The sequence below is a fragment of the Streptomyces sp. NPDC001315 genome, assembly GCF_042896175.1.
Classification (GTDB): Bacteria; Actinomycetota; Actinomycetes; order Streptomycetales; family Streptomycetaceae; genus Streptomyces.
Map to the genome: position 1 here is coordinate 77,788 of NZ_JBIAWZ010000023.1, position 20,290 is coordinate 98,077.

Genomic DNA, 20,290 nt, shown 5'->3' on the forward strand with positions numbered 1-20,290 from the left:
GCTCACCCCTTCCCCGTCCGTACGTACCGCCCTGGGGTCACCCCCACCAACTTCTTGAAGTGCCGGGTCAGGTGGGCCTGGTCGTAGAAGCCGGTCGCCGTCGCCACCTGGCTCGGCGGCTGTCCGTCGAGGAGGAGGCGGCGGGCCCGGTCGACGCGGCGGGACATCAGGTACTGGTGCGGGGCGATGCCGTACGCGCCGCTGAACGCCCGCACCAGATGGGCGGGGTGGGCGTGCACGAGTCCGGTGGCCTCGTCGAGGGTGAGGCCCTGGACCACGCGCTCGTCCAGCAGTTCACGCAGCCGGCGGGCGAGGTCGGGGTCCCGTCGCGGGGCGCGCACGGCGTCCCGGGGCCGCAGCAGCGCCCGCAGCCGCTCGCCGGCGAGCGTCAACCGGCTCTCGGCCTCCAACTCGTCACCGGGCTGCGTGAGCGCGGAGTGCAACTGTCCCACGCGCAAGCGCAGCAGGGGATCGCGCAGATCGGGCCCGTCGACGGCCGCCCCGATCAGATCCTCGCCCAGCCGCGAACTGTCCAGATAGAGAACACGCTTGCGGAAACCGCCCGGGGTGGCGGGGGATCCGTTGTGCGGAACGTGCGGCGGCAGCAGCGAGACCGTGTCGTGCGGGGTGCCGTGCTCGTGCCGGTCGAGGTCGTACCGCACGGCCCCGTCGTCGACGATGAGCAGCGTCCACGCCTCGTGCACGTGCATCGGATACGCGTACTCGGTGAAGTGCGCGTGGAGCACCTCCACGACACCAGGTACGCGCGGGCGCCAGGCGGAGACGCTGTCGCCCCCGTTCCGCTCGGTGCGCTCGATGGGCTCGGTGGCCATGCAAAGAACGTACAAGACGAGGCCGTACGGCGTTCGGCAGTCTCGAGGCATGAGCGAGCAGCCCCGTTTCGACACCAAGATCGCCGTCCTGCTGCGCGAGGACCTGGAGCCCTGGCAGCGCCTGAACGTCACCGCGTTCCTCGTCAGCGGCCTCGGTACGGCCGTCCCCGAGGTGATCGGCGAGCCGTACGAGGACGCGGACGGCGTCCCCTACCTGCCGATGTTCCGCCAGCCCGTGCTGGTCTTCGAGGGCACGAAGGAGACGCTGACGGCGGCCCACGCCCGGACCCTGTCCCGTGCCCTGCCCCGCGCGCTCTTCACCTCCGACCTCTTCGCCACGGGCAACGACCGGGACAACCGAGCGGCCGTGCGCGCGGTGCCGACGGCCGATCTGGACCTGGTGGGGCTGGCGGTGTACGGCCCGAGGAACGCGGTGGACAAGGTGCTCAAGGGCGCGCGGATGCACCCCTGAGCAGACTTTCGTACGGCGGGATCGGGCGGTGGCGGGTGCGATCAGGCGGCGCTGACCTCGGGTTCGGCCTCCTGGCGCCGCTCCGCCACCCGCTCGTCCGCGGGCAGCGTCCGCATCAGCGCCGCGTACCCGACCGCGGCCCCCGTCCCGACGACCGCGCACAGCCCCCACAGCCACTCCGCCCCGAACCGGTCGATGACGAAGCCGGACATCAGCGGGGCCACCAGCGCGGCGACGGACCAGGACAGGGTGTACATGCCTTGGTAGCGCCCGCGCCCGTGCACGGGTGAGAGGCGCACGACCAGACCCGTCTGCGTGGGCGCGTTGACGATCTCCGCCAGCGTCCACACGCACACCGTCAGCGCGAAGACGCCGACGGACCCGGCGAAGGCGGTCAGCCCGAAGCCGTACCCGGCCAGGAGGGAGGAGACGACGAGCAGCCGCCGCGGGTCGCGGTGCTCGATGAACCGGGTGACGGGGATCTGCAGGGCGACGATGAGGACACCGTTGACGGCGACCGCCATGCCGTAGTCGGCCGGGGTGAACCCGGCCTGGCCCATGGCGACGGGCAGTCCGACCGACCCCTGCTGGAAGATCAGCGCGACGAGGAAGGACAGCCCGACGACGCTCATGAAGCGTCCGTCGCGCAGCACGGTCCTGAGCCCGACCTCGTCCGCGGCCTGCTTCTCCGCCGCCGTGCGCTGCGGCCGGGACTCGGGCAGCTTCAGGAAGACGACGATCGCGCAGGCCATGGTCATCCCCGCCTCGATCAGGAACCCGGCGAGGTAACTGAACTCGGCGATGAAACCGGCGGCCATGGAGGAGACGGCGAAGCCGAGGTTGATGGCCCAGTAGTTGAGCGAGAAGGCCCGCACCCGGTCCTCGGGCCGCACGATGTCGGCCATCATCGCCTGCACGGCCGGCCGGGAGGCGTTGCTGGCCATCCCGACGAGGAAGGCGACGCCGGCGATGGCGACGGGATGGTGCATGAACCCGAGCAGCGCCACGGACAGGGCGGTGGACACCTGGGCGACCAGCATCGTGGGCCGCCGCCCGAGGCGGTCGGCCATCACCCCCGCCCCGAGCGAGGAGGCGACGCCGCCGAGCCCGTGCAGGGAGGCGACGAGACCGGCGTACGCGGCGGAGTACCCGCGGTCGAGCGTCAGGTACAGCGCCATGAAGGTGGCGACGAAGGCACCGAGCCGGTTGACGAGCGTGCTGGTCCACAGCCACCAGAACTCGCGCGGCAGCCCGGAGAGGGTCTGGCGGGCGGCACGTCTCAGGGCGACGACGGACATGGCGGGACCCCCACGGATGTAAGCGGCTCAGGCGGCGTGCACAACTTACGATCCGGAAGACCTGGCAGACCACTCAATTAACAGATCCAGTCAACCGTCGGGCCGGCCGGGGCGGGGCGGGCCCGTCCTGTGTCCGGCCTACGGGCGGACGCACCCCGCCGTGAACCCGTGGATTACGCTCATACACATGGCCGACGCACCGTACAAGCTGATCCTCCTCCGCCACGGCGAGAGCGAGTGGAACGCGAAGAACCTGTTCACCGGCTGGGTGGACGTCAACCTCAACGAGAAGGGCGAGAAGGAGGCGGTCCGCGGCGGTGAGCTGCTGAAGGACGCCGGCCTGCTGCCCGACGTGGTCCACACGTCCCTCCAGAAGCGCGCCATCCGCACCGCGCAGCTGGCCCTCGAGTCCGCCGACCGCCACTGGATCCCGGTCCACCGCTCCTGGCGCCTGAACGAGCGCCACTACGGTGCCCTCCAGGGCAAGGACAAGGCGCAGACCCTCGCGGAGTTCGGCGAGGAGCAGTTCATGCTCTGGCGCCGCTCCTACGACACCCCGCCGCCGCCCCTCGAGGACGGCACGGAGTTCTCCCAGTCGGACGACCCGCGCTACGCGTCCATCCCCCCGGAGCTGCGCCCCCGCACGGAGTGCCTGAAGGACGTCGTCGTCCGCATGCTCCCGTACTGGTACGACGGCATCGTCCCCGACCTCCTGACCGGCCGCACGGTCCTCATCGCCGCCCACGGCAACAGCCTGCGCGCCCTGGTCAAGCACCTCGACGGCATCTCCGACGCCGACATCGCGGGCCTGAACATCCCCACGGGCATCCCCCTGTACTACGAACTCGACGCCGACTTCAAGCCGGTCACCCCGGGCGGCAAGTACCTCGACCCGGAGGCCGCCGCGGCGGCGATCGAGGCGGTCAAGAACCAGGGCAAGAAGAAGTAACCCGAGATCAGAGCGCGATCCGCTCTGACGGGAGATCCAGTTGGTGGCCCCGCCCTGTCGCTTCGACGGGGCGGGGCCACGGTTCTGTGGAGCGGGTTCGCAGGTCACGGTGGTGCCGGGGCACGCGTCCGCGAGTGGGGTGAGCGCTTCCTGTCCGATGGCGTCGGTGGTGAGACCCCGGCGGAGCTCGGTCGCGGTCCACTCCGGGTGACGGGGTGGGGCGGGTGGTCGTCAGATCGACAGCGGCACGGCGTGGATCTCGTCCGCCTTGTGGCCGGCCCGTTCGTGAATGCGTTGGACCGCTTCGGCCGAGGGAGCCTCGGAGAGGCAGTAGACGGTTCCGGAGTCCGGGTCCGCCCAGGCCCTTTCGAAGTGCACCTTCTCGTCCTTCTCTATGGCGAGGTCGGCCTGGTGAGCCTCTCGAAGCTGGTCGGGCGTGATGCCCTTCATCCCGTGGTGGACGTCCATGAACTTGCTCATGGGCTCGCACCTCCTTCCGGATCACCTTCCATGCTGCGCTCGTACGGCCGACAGGGCGACCAGTGACGTTCCGGGCGCGGCGCGGCGAAGGGCCCCGGCGTGACTGCCGGGGCCCTTCGCCGTCGTACGCCCGCTACGGCGTCAGCCGCACTGGCAGGGGTTGCCCGACTGGCACCCGCACCCGCAGCCCGAGCCGCAACCGCACGCGCCGATCAGCGTCAGGTTCCTGATCTCGGTGGGCTGCTCGGTCTGGCGTTCCTGCGTGGGGTCGGGCGTCGTGCTGGGGGATTCGGCCATGACTCTGGGTCCCTCCTCGAGGCTGTGCCTGTGCTCATTGGATGCCCGTTCTGCAGGGCGCATCAACGGCGCACAGTGGCTTGCACACGCCCCGGTCTATCCGCTTCGCGCCTTTTCGGACACGGAGGGTTACGTACGGAGGTTTGCGAGGCCTACGCGCCCTCGCCCCCCGCCGTCGACTGGGTCTCCGGCTGGATGTCGGGCTGGATGTCCGGCTGGAGCTCGTCCGCGTGCTCGCCCGTCACCAGGAACACCACCCGCTTGGCGACCGCCACCGCGTGGTCGGCGTACCGCTCGTAGTAGCGGCCGAGGAGCGTCACGTCCACCGCCGTCTCGATGCCGTGCTTCCAGCGGTCGTCCAGCAGGTGCTGGAACAGCGTGCGGTGCAGCAGGTCCATGGCGTCGTCGTCCTGCTCCAGCTGGAGCGCCAGATCGACGTCCTTCGTGATGATGACCTCGGCCGCCTTCGCCATCAGACGCTGCGCGAGCTGGCCCATCTCCAGGATCGTGGCGTGCAGGTCGTGCGGGATGGCGTGCTCCGGGAAGCGCAGGCGCGCGAGCTTCGCCACGTGCTGGGCGAGGTCGCCGGAGCGCTCCAGGTCGGCCGACATGCGCAGCGACGTGACGACGATCCGCAGATCCGTGGCCACCGGCTGCTGCCTGGCCAGCAGCGCTATCGCGCGCGCCTCCAGGTCGTGCTGGAGCTCATCGACCCGCTTGTCGGCCTCGATGACACTTTCGGCCAGCTTCAGGTCGGAGTCGAGGATGGCGGTGGTGGCGCGTCCGATCGCCGACCCCACCAGCCGGGCCATCTCCACCAGTCCGTCGCCGATCGAGTCCAGTTCCTCGTGGTACGCGTCCCGCATCAGGATTCCCTCTCGTGCGTGTTCTTCAGGGGGTTCCGGGGGCCGGGACCCCGGCGGTGTCAGTCCTGAAACGTCATCTGACCGGCGGTGCGAACCCCACGCTCCCACGTTCCGGCCCGTACGCGTCGGTTTCCGTCACCCCAAATGAACCACTGCTAGCTCCTAGGTGAACTCTGGGCGACGAGTGTTCGAGGTCGCACTGCGATGGCTGTGGCCAGCCGCGACGACATGCCTAACCTGGGGGCATGGACGTGAACGCGGCGGTCGCCGCAGCGGCAGCGATCGCCGGGGTACTCACCGGCGTCATCGCCATGCTGGCGTTCCGCTGGAGCGAACGCGACCAGCAGCGACCCACCAGAACCTCCCTGCACACCGACCCCGTGCTCCCGCCGGGTGTGGACACGGTCCTGTCCGTTCTCCGCTCCTCCGCCGTCGTGCTCGACGAGGCGGACGCCGTGGTCAAGGCGAGTTCCGCCGCGTACGCCCTCGGGCTGGTCCGCGGCGGCAAACTCGCCGTCGAACCCATGCTCCAGATGGCCCGGGACACCCGGCGCGACGGTGAGATACGCCAGGTCGAGCTGGATCTGCCCAGGCGGGGGACCGGGCGGGGCGAGGCCCTCGCCGTGTCCGCGCGCGTCGCCCCCCTCGGCTCCCGCCTCGTGCTCCTCCTCGTCGAGGACCTCACCGAGGCCCGGCGCATCGAGGCGGTACGGCGCGACTTCGTCGCGAACGTCAGCCACGAACTGAAGACCCCCGTCGGCGCGCTCTCCCTTCTCTCCGAGGCCGTCATGGACGCCTCGGACGACCCGGAGGCGGTGGAGCGCTTCGCCGGCCGGATGCAGATCGAGGCCACGCGCCTGACCAACCTGGTCCAGGAGCTCATCGACCTCTCCAGGGTCCAGAACGACGACCCCCTCGAGGACGCCGAGCCCGTCCGCGTGGGCGAACTCGTCGCCGAGGCCATCGACCGCTGCCGCCACCAGGCCGGCACCAAGCAGATCACCATGGCTGCGAATGTGGGGGTCTCCGCAGGGCTGGAGGAGGGTGCAGGCCGACGGACGGGCGGCACCGCCGACCTGCGGATCTGGGGAAACCGGGGGCAGCTCGCCGCCGCTCTCGGCAACCTCGTCGAGAACGCCGTCAACTACTCCCCGGCCCGCACCCGCGTCGGCATAGCGGCCCGCCGGGTGACCGCGCCCGGCGGAGAACTCATCGAGATCGCCGTCACCGACCAGGGCATCGGCATCTCCGACAAGGACAAGGAGCGCATCTTCGAGCGCTTCTACCGCGTCGACCCGGCCCGCTCCCGCGCCACGGGTGGTACGGGCCTGGGGCTGGCGATCGTCAAGCACGTGGCCGCCTCGCACGGCGGGGAGGTCACGGTGTGGAGCTCCGAGGGACAGGGCTCCACGTTCACTCTGCGGCTGCCGGAGGCGGGTGCGGCCCGTGACCGCGCCCAGCAGCATCCCGACCTCGACGACGACAACGACGACCTTGACGACGACGTCGAGAATGACGGGGCCGGGCAGTCCGCCCACCCGTCGCGCGCCACATCCCCCGACTCAACCGCGTACCAGACGCTTTCCGCCCCGGAGGTCCTTCCGTGACCCGAGTGCTCGTCGTCGAGGACGAGGAGTCCTTCTCCGACGCCCTGTCGTACATGCTCCGCAAGGAGGGCTTCGAGGTCGCGGTCGCGACCACGGGCCCCGACGGACTCGACGAGTTCGAGCGCAACGGCGCCGACCTCGTCCTCCTCGACCTGATGCTGCCGGGGCTGCCCGGCACAGAGGTGTGCCGTCAGCTGCGCGGCCGCTCCAACGTCCCGGTGATCATGGTCACCGCCAAGGACAGCGAGATCGACAAGGTGGTCGGCCTGGAAATAGGAGCCGACGACTACGTCACCAAGCCGTTCTCCTCGCGCGAGCTGGTCGCCCGTATCCGGGCCGTCCTGCGTCGCCGCGGCGAGCCCGAAGAGGTCACCCCGGCCGCACTGGAGGCCGGCCCGGTCCGCATGGACGTCGACCGCCACGTGGTCACCGTCTCCGGCTCGAAGGTGGATCTCCCGCTCAAGGAGTTCGACCTGCTGGAGATGCTGCTGCGCAACGCGGGCCGCGTACTCACCCGTATGCAGCTCATCGACCGCGTCTGGGGCGCCGACTACGTCGGTGACACCAAGACCCTCGACGTCCACGTCAAGCGACTGCGCGCGAAGATCGAGCCGGACCCCGGTGCGCCGAGGTACCTGGTGACGGTGCGCGGCCTCGGATACAAGTTCGAGCCGTAAATCGGGTACGGGTACGAGCCGTAAAGAAGACGTACGCCGAAGGGCGGCACCCGGAAAGGGTGCCGCCCTTCGGCCTGCAAGGTGTTCAGTGGCCGGACGCCGACTCCGAGGACGTGGCGCTCGCGGACGCCGTGTCGCTCGGGGAGGCCGAGCTGGAGCCGGACTCGTTCGGCGAGGGCGACGTGGTCTCCGACGCCTGCTGGGAAGCGGCCGCCGGGGCGCTCGGGATCTCGCTCGGGCCCCACTTGGAGAAGTAGCTCTCGGCCGGGACGACGAAGGCGCGCAGGCTCACCGCACCGGTCTTGCTGAAGGTGAAGGTGATCTTCTGGGCGTTGCCGCCCTGGACGGAGTCGCCGGGGTTGGAGAGCACCGCGGCGGCGTTGTCCTTGCCGCCGAGGATCACGGAGCCGCCGGCCGGAATGGTCAGCTCGCCCTTGCCCTTGGCGGGGGAGAGGTCGGCGTTGCCGTCGCCCTCGACGCTGATCGAGTCCAGCGTCTGGGCGGTGGTGCCGCTGTTGAAGAGGGTCGCGGAGATCACGGCGGGACCCGTGGACTCCGTGCTGGGCTGGGTGATGACGAGAGCGTTCTGGATCTTGATGTCGCCGACGCTCGTCGCCGCGTTGTCGGGCTTGATCTCCAACGTCTGGGAGTTGTTGCCCGCGCCGCACGCGGCGAGCGAGGCGATCGAGAACGCGATGGCGGAGGCGGCGAGGGCGCCGCGTCGAAGGCTGCTGCTCACGGCGGCGGCTTCTCCTTGAACGCAGGGGCAGCTGTACCTAAAGCCGCCCTAAGTGTCTGTCAGCGGCCTTAGGTTACCGAGCCGTTCCCCAGCCGCCGCACCCGACCCTCCCCCCGAGCGCCCGGCTTCCCTCAGCAGGCGGTACCCGAGGGCCTCCGGACCGGGAAGTGAACCCAGAAGTGATCCCGGATGTGATCCCAGAAGTGACCCCCGAGTCACATTCGTCCCGCACTCGTCCGAGATTCACTTAAGCGGGCTTGCGGATTTTCAGTGCGGAATGCGCGGCGGTGACAGACCTATGCCTGGGAATTGATCACCGAAGCCGTTCGGTCGGCCGTTCCGCCGGCCTTGTGATCGTCCCCTGATCGGCCCTGTGAGGACCCTTGTGATGGCCCTCGTGATCACCCCGTGATCAATTCCGGATTCGTCCCGCATCCGTCTCGGGCAACCGAACGGAGTAGCGGAACTCGATCGTATGGAACCAGACATTTAGGGACGTTCGTCCGCTTGGAGGAGCCTCCGGATGTGTGTAACGTACGCGTTTCACCTCCCCCGGAGAGCCGCTCCGACCTGCGAATACCCGCTTCCGATCGGCCCTCGATGCACGTTCCTGTTGCTGTTGTCAAGCCCCGAGATATGCCCTGACCTGCGAAAACGCCATTCAGAACCCGCCGTTTCCGTGTTACCCTGGATAGCCACGGAAGGGGTACCTGTCACATGACGTTCAAGGTTGGCGACACCGTGGTCTATCCCCATCACGGGGCCGCGCTGATCGAGGCTATCGAAACTCGCCAGATCAAAGGCGTGGACAAGACCTACTTGGTGCTGAAGGTCGCCCAGGGTGACCTGACGGTACGTGTGCCAGCGGACAATGCGGAGTTCGTCGGCGTGCGTGATGTGGTCGGTCAGGACGGGCTGGACCGGGTCTTCGAGGTGCTGCGCGCTCCGTACGCCGAGGAGCCCACGAACTGGTCACGCCGTTACAAGGCAAATCTGGAGAAGCTCGCCTCCGGCGATGTCATCAAGGTCGCGGAAGTCGTGCGTGACCTGTGGCGTCGTGAGCGCGAGCGCGGACTCTCCGCCGGTGAGAAGCGCATGCTCGCCAAGGCGCGCCAGATCCTGGTGAGCGAGCTCGCTCTCGCGGAGAACACCAACGAGGACAAGGCCGAGGCCCTGCTCGACGAGGTCCTCGCGTCCTGACGCGTGGCGGCAGCTCCCGCCCCACTTCAGCACGCTCAGCACAGTAAATGCCGCGGTGCCCGATGACGTAGATGACGTATCTTCTGTCGCCGGGCGCTGCGGCATGTTCGTACTCGGATGCCGTACGCCGCGAGGGATGTCCCCCCGATACTGGTGTGCCGGGCCCGGGCAGCTGGCTCGACCGGTGTCACGGAAGGGTTCCGGTCAAGGCGTCGCACCCGGCACGCTGTGGCCATACCCACGTAGGCCGAGCACACAAACCTGACAGGAACCGATGTCTGACGTTTCGCGCCCTTCGGCCGCGGATGCCGTTCCCGAGGCCCCGGCCATGACCCCCCGTACCGCCGTCGTGATCCCGGCCGCCGGCCGGGGCGTGCGCCTCGGTCCGGGGGCTCCCAAGGCGCTCCGCGCGCTCAACGGCACCCCCATGCTCATCCACGCGGTACGCGCCATGGCCGCCTCCCGCGCCGTCTCCCTGGTCGTCGTCGTGGCCCCGCCCGACGGCGCGGGTGAGGTCAAGTCGCTGCTCGACGCGCACGCACTGCCGGAGCGCACCGACTTCCTCGTCGTACCCGGCGGCGAGTCCCGCCAGGAGTCGGTGAAGCTCGGTCTGGACGCGCTGCCGCCCGACTACGGCATCGTGCTCGTGCACGACGCCGCGCGGCCGCTGGTGCCCGTCGACACGGTGGACGCCGTGATCGAAGCGGTGCGGGAGGGCGCGCCCGCCGTGGTGCCGGCGCTGCCGCTCGCGGACACCGTCAAGGAAGTCGAGCCGGCCGCGGTGGCGGGGGAGCCGGAGCCGGTCGTCGCCACGCCCGAGCGGGGGCGGCTACGAGCCGTCCAGACCCCGCAGGGCTTCGAGCGGGCCACGCTGATCCGTGCGCACGAAACGGTGACCGACGACGTCACCGACGACGCGAGCATGGTGGAGCAACTGGGACTGCGGGTCGTGGTCGTCCCCGGCCACGAAGAGGCCTTCAAGGTCACGCGGCCCCTGGACCTGGTGCTGGCCGAGGCGGTTCTCGCGCGCAGGAGGCTCAACGATGGCTTCTGAGACTTCTGAGACGCATACGCCTCTGCTGCCGCAGGTGGGTATCGGCACGGACATCCACGCCTTCGAGGAGGGGCGTGAGCTGTGGTGCGCCGGCTTGAAGTGGGAGGGGGAGGGAACGGGCCTCGCCGGTCACTCCGACGCGGACGTCGTCGCCCACGCCGCGTGCAACGCGCTGTTCTCCGCGGCCGGGCTGGGGGATCTGGGCCAGCACTTCGGTACCGGGCGGCCCGAGTGGGCCGGAGCGTCCGGGGTGACGCTGTTGACGGAGGCCGCGCGTCTCGTGCGCGAGGCCGGGTTCGTCATCGGCAACGTCGCCGTGCAGGTCGTCGGCCCACGACCGAAGATCGGGAAGCGGCGGGACGAGGCGCAGAAGGTTCTGTCGGAAGCGGCGGGCGCGCCGGTCTCCGTGTCCGGCGCCACGACGGACGGGCTCGGGTTTCCGGGCCGGGGAGAAGGGCTGATGGCGGTGGCGACGGCGCTGGTGGCTCGGGCGGGCTGACCCCACCGACCCTCCACCGTCCGGCATTCGACGACCCGGCCGGTCAAGCCGAAGCCGGGCCCGGGAGGCAGAGCCCGGCAGCGGTTGCCTCACCCGCCCGCGTGTAATCGGCTCCATCGCCGGAGGAATACGCCGGAAGGGTCGCGAGGCACTGCCCCGCGCCCACTACCCTGGAGTGGTGACTATTCGCCTGTACGACACCAGCGCCCGGCAGATCCGTGACTTCGCCCCGCTCAAGCCGGGTTGTGTCTCGATCTACCTCTGTGGCGCCACCGTGCAGGCGGCACCGCACATCGGGCACATCCGGTCCGGCCTCAACTTCGACATCCTGCGCCGGTGGTTCACCCACCGCGGCTACGACGTGACGTTCATCAGGAACGTCACGGACATCGACGACAAGATCATCACCAAGTCGGCCGACCAGAGCCGCCCCTGGTGGGCCATCGGGTACGAGAACGAGCGGGCGTTCAACGACGGCTACCAGGCCCTCGGCTGCCTGCCGCCGACGTACGAACCGCGTGCCACCGGGCACGTCCCCGAGATGATCGAGATGATGCGCGGCCTCATCGAGCGCGGCCACGCCTACGAGGCCGACGGCAACGTCTACTTCGACGTGCGCTCCTTCCCGGAGTACCTGCGGCTGTCCAACCAGGAGTTGGACAACCTCCAGCAGCCCTCCGGGTCCGGCGAGACCGGCAAGCGTGACGCGCGTGACTTCGCCATGTGGAAGGCGGCGAAGCCGGGTGAGCCGAGCTGGGAGACGCCGTGGGGGCGAGGGCGCCCGGGGTGGCACCTGGAGTGCTCCGCCATGGCGCACAAGTATCTGGGGACCTCGTTCGACATTCACGGTGGCGGGCTCGACCTCATCTTCCCGCACCACGAGAACGAGATCGCCCAGGCCAAGGCGTTCGGCGACGACTTCGCCCAGTACTGGGTGCACAACGCCTGGGTCACCATGAGCGGCGAGAAGATGTCCAAGTCGCTGGGTAATTCGGTCCTCGTCTCCGAGATGGTCAAGCACTGGCGCCCGATCGTGCTGCGCTACTACCTCGGCACCCCGCACTACCGCTCCATGATCGAGTACAGCGAGGAGTCCCTGCGCGAGGCCGAGTCGGCGTTCGCGCGGATCGAGGGCTTCGTCCAGCGGGTCGTGGAGAAGGCCGGCGGGGTCGTCGAGCCCGCCGCCGAGGTTCCGCCCGCCTTCGCCGAGGCCATGGACGACGACCTGGGCGTGCCGCAGGCGCTCGCCATCGTGCACACGACCGTCCGGCAGGGCAACTCCGCCCTGGCCGCCGACGACAAGGAAGCGGCTGTCGCCCGCCTCGCCGAGGTGCGCGCCATGCTCGGCGTCCTCGGACTCGACCCGCTCGACCCGCACTGGGCCGGTGAGGCCGACCGCGGTGACGATCTGCACGGCGTCGTCGACAGCCTCGTACGACTCGTCCTCGACCAGCGCGAGGCCGCCCGCTCCCGCAAGGACTGGGGCACTGCGGACGCCATCCGTGACCAGCTCAACCAGTCCGGACTCGTCATCGAGGACAGCCCGCAGGGACCGCGTTGGAGCCTCGGCCCGCGCTGAGCCCCGCCGGATTCGCCAGATCGCTTACGTGATCGATTGTGCCGTCCGGGCCTCCGGGCGGCACACTTCATAGACGTACACACTTCAGCGCTTCACATCGCTGCACACAGACAGGTAGGTCATGGCCGCTAACAACCGCCGCATGTCCGGCAAGAAGGGCGCGCAGGTCGGCAGTGGCGGCCAGCGGCGCCGGGGCCTGGAGGGCAAGGGGCCGACCCCGCCCGCCGAGATGCGCAAGGGACACAAGAAGAACCGCATCGCCAACGCGAAGGCGAAGCAGACCGTCCGCCGGCCCGTTCCGCGTGGCCGCGGCGGCAAGGGCACGTCCGAGATGGTCGTTGGGCGCAACCCCGTCGTCGAGGCGCTGCGCGGAGGTGTGCCCGCCTCGACGCTCTACGTCCAGCAGTTCATCGACAACGACGAGCGGGTGCGCGAGGCGCTCCAGCTCGCGGCCGAGCGCGGCGGCATCAACCTCATGGAGGCGCCCCGCCCCGAGCTCGACCGGATGACCAACGGGCTCAACCACCAGGGCCTGGTCCTCCAGGTCCCGCCGTACGAGTACGCCCATCCCGAGGACCTCGTGGGCGCCGCCTACGACGAGGGCGCCGACCCGCTCATCGTCGCCCTCGACGGCGTCACCGACCCCCGCAACCTCGGTGCCGTCGTACGGTCCGTCTCCGCCTTCGGAGGCCACGGCGTCGTCGTGCCCGAGCGGCGCGCGGCCGGCATGACCGCCGGTGCCTGGAAGACGTCCGCCGGGACCGCCGCCCGCACGCCCGTCGCCCGCGCCACCAACCTGACGCGTGCCCTGGAGGCGTACAAGAAGGCCGGAATCGTCGTCGTCGGCCTGGCCGCCGACGGGGAGGCCGAGGTGGGCGACCTGGAGGCCCTGGGCGGCCCGGTCGTCATCGTCGTCGGCAGCGAGGGCAAGGGGCTGTCCCGGCTGGTCGGGGAGACGTGTGACTACCGGGTGCGGATTCCGATGCCCGGTGGTGCGGAGTCGTTGAACGCGGGTGTCGCGGCGGGTGTCGTGCTGTACGAGGCGGCTCGCCGACGCGCCTGAGGTCGAGCGTGGACGGCGCCCGAACGGGCGTCTGTCCCGTCACCCACTTGGGGCAATCTCGGTGGCAAGGACAGCCTTGACGGGGTCCGGACAGATCCGCCCGGTCAAAGCAGTGTCCTAACTCCACGTCACTCGGTTAGATGAGTGTGGACACCAGAACACCCCGCACACCCACGGGGGACCGCTCGTCTGGATACGACGACGCTCCCGCGCTGAGCATGGTGAAGGTGCCGAGCGATCCGGCGCAGGTCATCGTCAATCACGCGAGCTTCCGCGTCGAGCTGGGCGCGTCGACGAGACGGGCCCAATCCCCGCGGATCGCCCAGCACTTGAGCTCCGCCGACGGCGCCCGTATGTCCGGCGTGGGCGCCACCGGAGCCCGCCGCCGCGCCGTCGTCTGGAGCGGCAGGTCCGCCCCCGACGACACCGGCGCCCACCGCCTGCTCCAGGCCGTGCGGGCCGGCAGCGTCCGCCACGGCGAACAGCCCTCCGTCGACGCCGGCGCCACCCAGGTCATCCCCCGCGTCGACACCACCGGCTACCCCGGCGCCGGTTACGCCGGCTACGACACCTACGACGGGCACGGCAGTGCCTACGTCGGCGGATACGACCACGCTTACGGCGGCGCCTACGACGAGCTGGACCAGACCGTCGAGACCCCCGTCGTCGGCGCCCGGCGCACCTCCGGCGACGACGCCCCCGCCGGGACCCGGCTCCTGCCCCACATGCGCACCGTCGGCAGCGCCTACGGCGAAGCCGCTTACGACGAACCCCCCTACGGCAACGGGCGGTTCGAGGACGAAGACGACGAGGACGTCGACGAGCGGGACGGGGCGGCGAGCGGGTCGCGGTCCAGGCGGCACGGCGACGACCCCGCGCGGCACGGCTACTACCCCGGCCGCCGCATGAACCTCGGCGTCGTGCTGCTCCCGCTGCGCGTCTTCCTCGGCTTCATCTCCATCTACGCCGGCATGGGCAAGCTCTGCGACCCCGTCTACTTCGACGGCGGCAAGCGCGGCTCCATGGTCAAGTGGCTCAACACCCTGCACCCCTGGGAAGTCGCCGAGCCGCTGCGCCAGTTCGCGCTCCAGCACCCCGTCGGCTCCGGCCTCGTCATCGCCTTCCTCCAGGTCATCGTGGGCGTCCTCACGGTCCTGGGCTGCTGGCAGCGGGTCACCGCCGTCGTCGGCGCGGCGCTCTCCGCCGCGCTCATCGTCACCGTCAGCTGGAAGACAGCCCCCGCCTACGACGCCCCCGACATCATCTGCCTCGCCGCCTGGTCCCCGCTGATCATCGCCGGCGCCCCCGTCTACTCCATCGACGGACGTCTCGCCGCCGGTGCCTGGCGCCGGCTCGGGCCCCGCTCCGACATCTGGGAACTGCGCAGTCACGTCCTGCGCCGCGGCGCCCTCGTCACGGCCATCGCCACCGGCCTCACCCTGCTCATCGGCTCCCTGCTCGGCGGCGCCGTCCGGGACGCCGACCGCGTGGTCGTCCCCGGCCCCGGCGAGGCCCCGCGCAACGAACTGCCCGGCTCGCCGCTCCCGCAGGACCCCGCCAAGCGCAAACACCAGCAGAAGCCGTCGGCCCCCACCTCGCCCACCCAGGGCGCCACCTCCGGCTCTGCCAGCCCCTCCAGCGACGCCGCCACCACCCCCGGCGCCACCGGCAGCGCCACCAGCGGCGCGCCCAGCCAGAGCCAGAGCACCGCCGGCCAGGCCCCGCCCCAGCAGTCCTCCCCGTCCGGCGGCGCCCCGAGCACCAGCTCCGGCCCCTCCTCCGGCGGCAGCGGCTCGCCCGGCGGCTCGGGCGGCTCGGGGGGCTCGGGCGGCTCGGGGGGCTCGGGCGGCTCCTCCTCCGGACAGCCCGGCCTGGTGGGCGGCCTGCTCGGCTAGCCCGGCCCGCCGGTACGAGGACGGGGTCCCGCACATCAAGCGTGCGGGACCCCGTCCTCGTACCGGAAAAAAGCTCCTGAGAAGCGTCCTGACAGTCCTCTCAGCGGCCCAGGGCCGCCAGTTCCCTCGCCGCCTCCGTCAGGTCCTTCGCCGTGTCGATCGCCCGCCAATAGGCACCCTGCGGGATCGGGAAGCCCGCGAGGCGGCGCTCACGGGCCAGATGCGGGAACGTGGTGCGCTCGTGGTCGCCCCGCGCGGGGAGCAGACCGGCGAACTCAGGGGAGAAGACGTAGACACCCGCGTTGATCTCGTACGTCGTCGGCGGGGCCTCGATGAAGTCCGTGATGTGGCCGAAGCCGTCCGTCTTCACCGCACCCCACGGGATGCGCGGGCGCGCCAGGGCGAGGGTCGCGACGGCGTCGCGCTCGGTGTGGAAGTCCGCCATGTCGCGCAGCGAGAAACGGGTCCAGATGTCGCCGTTCGTCGCGTACCAGGCCCGGTCCGGGTGGGGGAGGTGGGCGGCCGCGTACTTCAGACCGCCGCCGCGGCCCAGCGGCTCCGTCTCGACGACCGTGGTGATCTTCACCGGCAGGTCGGCCGAGTCCAGCCACTTCTGGAGGACCTCGGCGAGGTGGCCGCAGCTGATCACCACGTCCGTCACGCCCTCCTCGGCGAGCCAGACGAGCTGATGGCCGATGATCGGCGTCCCCGTGCCGGGGATCTCGACCATCGGCTTGGGCCGGTCATCGGTGTACGGGCGCAGCCGGGAGCCCTGGCCACCGGCCAGGACGACGGCTTGCGTGGGGCGGGACGCGGCGTGCGGATCGGTCATGCCCGAACTGTACGCGGCGCCCCGCTCGGGGGCCTGGACCGGCAGAACGATCCTTGACCGGCCCTTACCGACCTCCCGCCTCGGTGGTGGGGGCCGGGGGCGTCAGAGCTCAACTGTGGGAGGCAGCCACCCCCGACGCGAAAGAGGTGTCGCAGACGGGGCGCGCGTACGACTGGGCGCGCGAGGGACCGTAGATACGGACCGCTGCACGGCCGAGCGCACGGGCGATGGAGACGCAGTGCTTGGCCAGCGACGGACGGCCGTTGACGGCCTGCTGGAGGTGCGTGAGGGCGACACCCGGGTTCTTGTCCTGCAGCTCGGTCAGCAGCTGGTCGCGCAGCACGTCCTGCGGTGCGCGGGCCATGGAACGCGAGGTGCCGCCCGCGGTGGAGACGTCGGACGCGGCGAGCACCGAGTTCGAGGGAGTCCCCGACCAGTTGACTCGGGTGACCGCGAGGGTCCCGGACAGCACCAGGACGACGGGCAGAACGAGGGCGAGGGTGCGGCCGATCCGGCGGGCGGGGCCCCGGTGGCCGCGTCGCGTCTGTTGGGAGATGGAGTGCTTCACGCGTGTGAGGGTAGCGCCCGGTAATGATTTGGCGACATTTAGTCACCGGTTCGGGGGATGAAGGAGGGGCATTTTTTGGGTAAGGGGTTGACGCACAGCGCTCGAAAAGGGCGGTTTGCCGGGGTATTTGTCGACAACGAAAAGGGCCCCGCAGCGGTCTGCGGGGCCCGATTCGTCAACCTGGGTGAATTACCTGGGATTCTCCGGCCTGGGATCAGTCAGTCCCAGGGGCAGGTCGGTCCCGGATCAGTCGGTGAGGCGCTCGCCCGTGGTCGTGGAGAACACGTGGATCTCGCCCGGCCGCGGCACGACGTGCAGCTGCGCGCCCTTCTCCGGCACCTGACGACCGCCGACGCGGACCACCAGGTCCTTGACCTCCCCGCCGACCTCGGAGTGGCCGTAGACGTAGCCGTCGGCGCCGAGCTCCTCGACGACGTTCACGGAGACCGCGAGACCGGCCGGGGCGTCCTCGGTGTCCTTCGACAGCGCGGAGGCGGCGCCGCCGTTGTGCTCGACCACGTCGAAGTGCTCGGGGCGGACGCCGACGGTGACCGTGCGGTCGCCGCGGTCGGCGGCGGCCTTGAGCGCGTCACGGTTGACCGGCACCACGCTGTTGCCGAACTTCACACCGCCGTCGGTGATCGGCACCTCGACCAGGTTCATCGCGGGGGAGCCGATGAAGCCGGCCACGAAGAGGTTGGCGGGCTTGTCGTACATGTTGCGCGGGGAGTCGACCTGCTGGAGCAGACCGTCCTTGAGGACCGCCACGCGGTCGCCCATCGTCATGGCCTCGACCTGGTCGTGGGTGACGTACACGGTCGTGATGCCCAGGCGGCGCTGGAGCGACGCGATCTGCGTACGGGTCGACACACGGAGCTTGGCGTCCAGGTTGGACAGCGGCTCGTCCATGAGGAACACCTGCGGCTCACGCACGATCGCGCGACCCATCGCCACACGCTGGCGCTGACCACCGGACAGCGCCTTCGGCTTGCGGTCCAGGTACTCGGTCAGGTCGAGGATCTTCGCGGCCTCCTCGACCTTCTGCCGGATCTCCGCCTTGTTGACGCCGGCGATCTTGAGCGCGAAGCCCATGTTGTCGGCGACCGTCATGTGCGGGTACAGCGCGTAGTTCTGGAACACCATCGCGATGTCCCGGTCCTTCGGCGGCAGGTGGGTGACGTCACGGTCACCGATGCGGATGGCGCCGGCGTTCACGTCCTCGAGCCCCGCGAGCATCCGGAGCGAGGTGGACTTGCCGCAACCGGACGGACCGACCAGAACGAGGAACTCGCCGTCCTCGATCTCGATCTCGAGTGAGTCGACGGCGGGCTTTTCGGAACCCGGGTAGATCCGGGTCGCCTTGTCGAACGAGACAGTGGCCATGGTGAATGGGCCCCCTTCTACCGGCAGGAACGTGCCGGACGATCCGTTGTAGGAAGGTGGTTGGTGTAGTCCACATGAGTGAACTGGGTCAGGACGGTACCTGGCGATCAGGTGATCTGTCAGTACCTGGGGGACTGTGAACTTCGCGGAAATTTTCGACAGGGTCTCCCCGCGACCTGGGTACACTGCACGAGCACGTGCGTCTCGGACGCGCGCAGGCCTCCTTAGCTCAGCTGGCCAGAGCACCGCTCTTGTAAAGCGAAGGTCGTCGGTTCGAATCCGACAGGGGGCTCGGACAAGCCCAGGTCAGATCACCTCTGACCTGGGCTTCTCGCATTTCTCCAGCCCCAGCTCCGCCAGCGCCCCATCCGTCAGCCGGTACATCGTCCACTCGTCCTGGGGGTGGGCGCCGAGGGACTCCCGCGCAGGCTGCGGGCGATCTCCAGCTGCTTGTCCTGCAGTGGGCGTCCGTTCTTGATCTCCCAGAGGCAGTTCTGGAGGACCCGGCCGAGGGTCCAGGCCCTGGCTCGTGCGCGGTCGAGTCCGAGTACGTCGGTCATGGCGTCGAAGCGCCAGCGGAGGTCGTCGGGGTCGTAGCGGTTGTGGAGGGCGGGGAGGAGGTCGAAGCCGGGGTCGCCGGCCAGGGGCTTGGGGTCGATGGCGAGCCAGGGGGCGCGGTCGCCGGCGAGGACGTTGTCGTAGTGCAGGTCCCAGTGGAGGAGCCGGTCGCCGGGTTCGGCCAGCACTTCGCGTACGGCGGCGGCGCAGTCGGCGACGAGGCGGCGGGCCTCGGGGTCGGGGATGCGGTTCAGGGACCGCGGGGTCTGTTCGAGCATGGCCCGGGCGATGTCGCCGAGCCGTCGCAGGTGCGCGGGGGCGGGGAAGGCCGTCAGGTGGGCGAGCAGGTGGGCGATGACGAGGACGGCCTCGTGCGGGTCCGGGACGTGGGAGAGCGCCCGGGACGGGTCGAGGCGTTCGAGAAGCATGGTGCCGGTCGCCTCGTCGTGGTCGAGGAGTCGTACGGCTCCGTCGCCGTTCCATGCCCGTAGGGCGATCGGTTCGCCGGCGGTCTCCTCGTCCAGGAGCTGCATCTTCAGTACGGCGGTGGTGTCGTCGAGGCGGCGGCGGACCGGGAGGACGAGGGCGCTGACGCCGTGCATCGAGGGGCCGTCGGGGCGGAGCTCCCAGCGGTCCAGGAAGGCGGCGGCCAGTCGGGGCAGGTCCGCGACGAAGGAGCGTCCGGCATCCCCGTTGAACTTCTCCTGTGCTGCCGCCAGCTCGCTCGGGACGTCGATCATCTTCGGGACGATACTGGCGTGCGTGAATCGGCTCATGCGAATCGACGGGGGCGTCCGGTGCCGGGTGTGGGCGTATGTCCGCAGTGCGCCCGGTACGTATGTGTGGCTGGGGATCCTGTTCCTCACCACGGTCGCCCTGCACCACATGTCGCCGGATTTCGAGGAAGACTTCCTTCGGCAGCGGTCGACGAACATTCATGAGCTGTCGAGCAATCCGGTGCGGGTGCTGATCACCAGTGCGATGTGGATCGACGGCGGGTTCTGGTGGCCGTATGTCGTGCTGTACTCCGTTTTCCACGCGCAGGCCGAGCGTTGGCTGGGCACGCTGCGGTGGCTGGTGGTGTGTGTGGCGGCGCATGTGCTGGCGACGCTGATCAGTGAGGGGGCGCTGCTGAAGGCGATCCGGGACGGGATGGCGCCGGCCTCGGCGGTCAACACGCTTGATGTCGGGGTGAGTTACGCGCTGGCCGGGGTGGTCGCGGTGCTCGTGTATCGGATCGTGGCGCCCTGGCGGTATGTGTATCTGGCTGTCGTGCTCGTCGTGTACGCGGTTCCGCTGGTGATCGGGCGCACCTTCACCGACTTCGGGCATTTCGTCTCGGTGTTGATCGGGCTGGCGTGTTATCCGCTGGTCAGAGGGCGTGGAAAAGCATGGAATCCGAAGGAGACAGTGGCCGCGCCGAGGGGTTAACGTCCCCGCC

General features: G+C 70.0%; 21 protein-coding genes and 1 tRNA gene. 12 read left to right on the top strand and 10 right to left on the bottom strand.

Translation table 11 applies throughout. The features are described from left to right. Positions 1 to 2: 2 nt before the first annotated feature. On the bottom strand, positions 3 to 833 hold the full coding sequence (locus ACFY16_RS36685; protein ID WP_390651544.1) for a helix-turn-helix domain-containing protein: 831 nt from the start codon (positions 831 to 833) through the stop codon (positions 3 to 5). A gap of 49 nt (positions 834 to 882) precedes the next feature. Here ACFY16_RS36685 and ACFY16_RS36690 point away from each other — a divergent pair, with 49 nt between their 5' ends. Continuing rightward, positions 883 to 1,305 carry a DUF2000 domain-containing protein gene (locus ACFY16_RS36690; RefSeq protein WP_351145184.1) on the top strand — a complete coding sequence of 141 codons (423 nt, stop codon included), beginning with the start codon at positions 883 to 885 and terminating at the stop codon, positions 1,303 to 1,305. A 41-nt stretch (positions 1,306 to 1,346) separates the two neighbouring features. Here the strand turns inward: ACFY16_RS36690 and ACFY16_RS36695 are convergent, their stop codons facing one another. Then, positions 1,347 to 2,603, bottom strand: coding sequence for an MDR family MFS transporter (locus ACFY16_RS36695; RefSeq protein ID WP_390651545.1), 1,257 nt, complete (start codon positions 2,601 to 2,603; stop codon positions 1,347 to 1,349). Between the two features lie 187 nt (positions 2,604 to 2,790). Here ACFY16_RS36695 and ACFY16_RS36700 point away from each other — a divergent pair, with 187 nt between their 5' ends. Next, on the top strand, positions 2,791 to 3,552 hold the full coding sequence (locus tag ACFY16_RS36700; RefSeq protein WP_351145182.1) for a phosphoglyceromutase: 762 nt from the start codon (positions 2,791 to 2,793) through the stop codon (positions 3,550 to 3,552). 231 nt (positions 3,553 to 3,783) lie between these two features. On the opposite strand, the gene ACFY16_RS36705 is transcribed toward ACFY16_RS36700, so the two are convergent. The 3 genes from ACFY16_RS36705 to phoU all read right to left on the bottom strand — a co-directional run bounded on the left by ACFY16_RS36705 (position 3,784) and on the right by phoU (position 5,195). After that, positions 3,784 to 4,032 (bottom strand): SCO4226 family nickel-binding protein, encoded by a 249-nt coding sequence (locus tag ACFY16_RS36705; protein ID WP_390651546.1) that lies wholly within the window; start codon positions 4,030 to 4,032, stop codon positions 3,784 to 3,786. Between the two features lie 141 nt (positions 4,033 to 4,173). Next, entirely contained in the window at positions 4,174 to 4,329 is a 156-nt protein-coding gene (locus ACFY16_RS36710) for a hypothetical protein (RefSeq protein WP_390651547.1), read from the bottom strand. A 152-nt stretch (positions 4,330 to 4,481) separates the two neighbouring features. Next, on the bottom strand, positions 4,482 to 5,195 hold the full coding sequence (gene phoU / locus ACFY16_RS36715; RefSeq protein ID WP_390651548.1) for a phosphate signaling complex protein PhoU: 714 nt from the start codon (positions 5,193 to 5,195) through the stop codon (positions 4,482 to 4,484). Positions 5,196 to 5,440: 245 nt separating this feature from the next. On the opposite strand from phoU, the gene ACFY16_RS36720 reads away from it, so the two are divergent. Continuing rightward, on the top strand, positions 5,441 to 6,802 hold the full coding sequence (locus tag ACFY16_RS36720) for a sensor histidine kinase (protein ID WP_390651549.1): 1,362 nt from the start codon (positions 5,441 to 5,443) through the stop codon (positions 6,800 to 6,802). Then, on the top strand, positions 6,799 to 7,479 hold the full coding sequence (locus ACFY16_RS36725; protein ID WP_015659563.1) for a response regulator transcription factor: 681 nt from the start codon (positions 6,799 to 6,801) through the stop codon (positions 7,477 to 7,479). Before ACFY16_RS36720 ends, ACFY16_RS36725 begins: the two co-directional genes overlap by 4 nt. An 85-nt stretch (positions 7,480 to 7,564) precedes the next feature. Here ACFY16_RS36725 and ACFY16_RS36730 read toward each other — a convergent pair whose 3' ends face one another. Beyond that, complete coding sequence (locus ACFY16_RS36730) at positions 7,565 to 8,218, bottom strand: DUF461 domain-containing protein (RefSeq protein ID WP_390651550.1); 654 nt, start codon at positions 8,216 to 8,218, stop codon at positions 7,565 to 7,567. Between the two features lie 717 nt (positions 8,219 to 8,935). Between ACFY16_RS36730 and ACFY16_RS36735 the strand changes: the two genes are divergently transcribed. The 6 genes from ACFY16_RS36735 (at position 8,936) to ACFY16_RS36760 (ending at position 15,508) form a co-directional block, all read left to right on the top strand. Beyond that, a complete protein-coding gene (locus tag ACFY16_RS36735; protein WP_003953493.1) occupies positions 8,936 to 9,418 on the top strand; it encodes a CarD family transcriptional regulator in 483 nt (160 codons plus the stop codon). Between the two features lie 274 nt (positions 9,419 to 9,692). Next, a complete protein-coding gene (gene ispD, locus ACFY16_RS36740; RefSeq protein ID WP_390651551.1) occupies positions 9,693 to 10,472 on the top strand; it encodes a 2-C-methyl-D-erythritol 4-phosphate cytidylyltransferase in 780 nt (259 codons plus the stop codon). Further along, positions 10,462 to 10,971 (top strand): 2-C-methyl-D-erythritol 2,4-cyclodiphosphate synthase, encoded by a 510-nt coding sequence (gene ispF, locus ACFY16_RS36745; RefSeq protein ID WP_390651552.1) that lies wholly within the window; start codon positions 10,462 to 10,464, stop codon positions 10,969 to 10,971. The genes ispD and ispF overlap by 11 nt, the downstream gene beginning before the upstream one ends. 178 nt (positions 10,972 to 11,149) lie before the next feature. Continuing rightward, positions 11,150 to 12,550 (top strand): cysteine--tRNA ligase, encoded by a 1,401-nt coding sequence (gene cysS, locus ACFY16_RS36750; protein WP_390651553.1) that lies wholly within the window; start codon positions 11,150 to 11,152, stop codon positions 12,548 to 12,550. Between the two features lie 121 nt (positions 12,551 to 12,671). Beyond that, complete coding sequence (gene rlmB / locus ACFY16_RS36755; protein ID WP_390651554.1) at positions 12,672 to 13,613, top strand: 23S rRNA (guanosine(2251)-2'-O)-methyltransferase RlmB; 942 nt, start codon at positions 12,672 to 12,674, stop codon at positions 13,611 to 13,613. A 140-nt stretch (positions 13,614 to 13,753) separates the two neighbouring features. Beyond that, positions 13,754 to 15,508, top strand: a complete 1,755-nt coding sequence (locus ACFY16_RS36760; RefSeq protein WP_390651555.1) for a DoxX family membrane protein — start codon at positions 13,754 to 13,756, stop codon at positions 15,506 to 15,508. 100 nt (positions 15,509 to 15,608) lie between these two features. On the opposite strand, the gene ACFY16_RS36765 is transcribed toward ACFY16_RS36760, so the two are convergent. From ACFY16_RS36765 to ACFY16_RS36775, 3 genes are all read right to left on the bottom strand, one after another. Continuing rightward, the gene (locus ACFY16_RS36765; RefSeq protein WP_390651556.1) at positions 15,609 to 16,340 is read right to left on the bottom strand and encodes an NDP-sugar synthase; all 732 of its coding nucleotides are present in this window, start codon (positions 16,338 to 16,340) and stop codon (positions 15,609 to 15,611) included. Positions 16,341 to 16,449: 109 nt separating this feature from the next. Then, the gene (locus ACFY16_RS36770) at positions 16,450 to 16,908 is read right to left on the bottom strand and encodes a hypothetical protein (RefSeq protein ID WP_390651557.1); all 459 of its coding nucleotides are present in this window, start codon (positions 16,906 to 16,908) and stop codon (positions 16,450 to 16,452) included. A 246-nt stretch (positions 16,909 to 17,154) separates the two neighbouring features. Continuing rightward, positions 17,155 to 18,291: an ABC transporter ATP-binding protein gene (locus ACFY16_RS36775; RefSeq protein ID WP_390651558.1), complete on the bottom strand. Its 1,137-nt coding sequence runs from the start codon at positions 18,289 to 18,291 to the stop codon at positions 17,155 to 17,157. 218 nt (positions 18,292 to 18,509) lie between these two features. Here ACFY16_RS36775 and ACFY16_RS36780 point away from each other — a divergent pair. Further along, positions 18,510 to 18,583: transfer RNA gene (locus ACFY16_RS36780), tRNA-Thr, on the top strand. 79 nt (positions 18,584 to 18,662) lie between these two features. Here ACFY16_RS36780 and ACFY16_RS36785 read toward each other — a convergent pair. Then, complete coding sequence (locus ACFY16_RS36785) at positions 18,663 to 19,625, bottom strand: aminoglycoside phosphotransferase family protein (protein WP_390651559.1); 963 nt, start codon at positions 19,623 to 19,625, stop codon at positions 18,663 to 18,665. Here ACFY16_RS36785 and ACFY16_RS36790 point away from each other — a divergent pair. After that, positions 19,624 to 20,280, top strand: a complete 657-nt coding sequence (locus ACFY16_RS36790) for a rhomboid-like protein (RefSeq protein WP_390651560.1) — start codon at positions 19,624 to 19,626, stop codon at positions 20,278 to 20,280. The genes ACFY16_RS36785 and ACFY16_RS36790 overlap by 2 nt on opposite strands. The last annotated feature ends 10 nt before the right edge of the window (positions 20,281 to 20,290 follow it).

Coding starts and splice junctions, on each gene's coding strand:
- ACFY16_RS36700 (WP_351145182.1), top strand. CDS start 2,791: ATGGCCGACGCACCGTACAAGCTGATCCTCCTCCGCCACGGCGAGAGC.
- ACFY16_RS36705 (WP_390651546.1), bottom strand. CDS start 4,032: ATGAGCAAGTTCATGGACGTCCACCACGGGATGAAGGGCATCACGCCC.
- ACFY16_RS36760 (WP_390651555.1), top strand. CDS start 13,754: ATGAGTGTGGACACCAGAACACCCCGCACACCCACGGGGGACCGCTCG.
- ACFY16_RS36690 (WP_351145184.1), top strand. CDS start 883: ATGAGCGAGCAGCCCCGTTTCGACACCAAGATCGCCGTCCTGCTGCGC.
- phoU (WP_390651548.1), bottom strand. CDS start 5,195: ATGCGGGACGCGTACCACGAGGAACTGGACTCGATCGGCGACGGACTG.
- ispD (WP_390651551.1), top strand. CDS start 9,693: ATGTCTGACGTTTCGCGCCCTTCGGCCGCGGATGCCGTTCCCGAGGCC.
- ACFY16_RS36785 (WP_390651559.1), bottom strand. CDS start 19,625: ATGAGCCGATTCACGCACGCCAGTATCGTCCCGAAGATGATCGACGTC.
- ACFY16_RS36720 (WP_390651549.1), top strand. CDS start 5,441: ATGGACGTGAACGCGGCGGTCGCCGCAGCGGCAGCGATCGCCGGGGTA.
- ACFY16_RS36775 (WP_390651558.1), bottom strand. CDS start 18,291: ATGGCCACTGTCTCGTTCGACAAGGCGACCCGGATCTACCCGGGTTCC.
- ACFY16_RS36685 (WP_390651544.1), bottom strand. CDS start 833: ATGGCCACCGAGCCCATCGAGCGCACCGAGCGGAACGGGGGCGACAGC.
- ACFY16_RS36765 (WP_390651556.1), bottom strand. CDS start 16,340: ATGACCGATCCGCACGCCGCGTCCCGCCCCACGCAAGCCGTCGTCCTG.
- ACFY16_RS36790 (WP_390651560.1), top strand. CDS start 19,624: ATGCGAATCGACGGGGGCGTCCGGTGCCGGGTGTGGGCGTATGTCCGC.
- ACFY16_RS36710 (WP_390651547.1), bottom strand. CDS start 4,329: ATGGCCGAATCCCCCAGCACGACGCCCGACCCCACGCAGGAACGCCAG.
- ACFY16_RS36695 (WP_390651545.1), bottom strand. CDS start 2,603: ATGTCCGTCGTCGCCCTGAGACGTGCCGCCCGCCAGACCCTCTCCGGG.
- ispF (WP_390651552.1), top strand. CDS start 10,462: ATGGCTTCTGAGACTTCTGAGACGCATACGCCTCTGCTGCCGCAGGTG.
- rlmB (WP_390651554.1), top strand. CDS start 12,672: ATGGCCGCTAACAACCGCCGCATGTCCGGCAAGAAGGGCGCGCAGGTC.
- ACFY16_RS36735 (WP_003953493.1), top strand. CDS start 8,936: ATGACGTTCAAGGTTGGCGACACCGTGGTCTATCCCCATCACGGGGCC.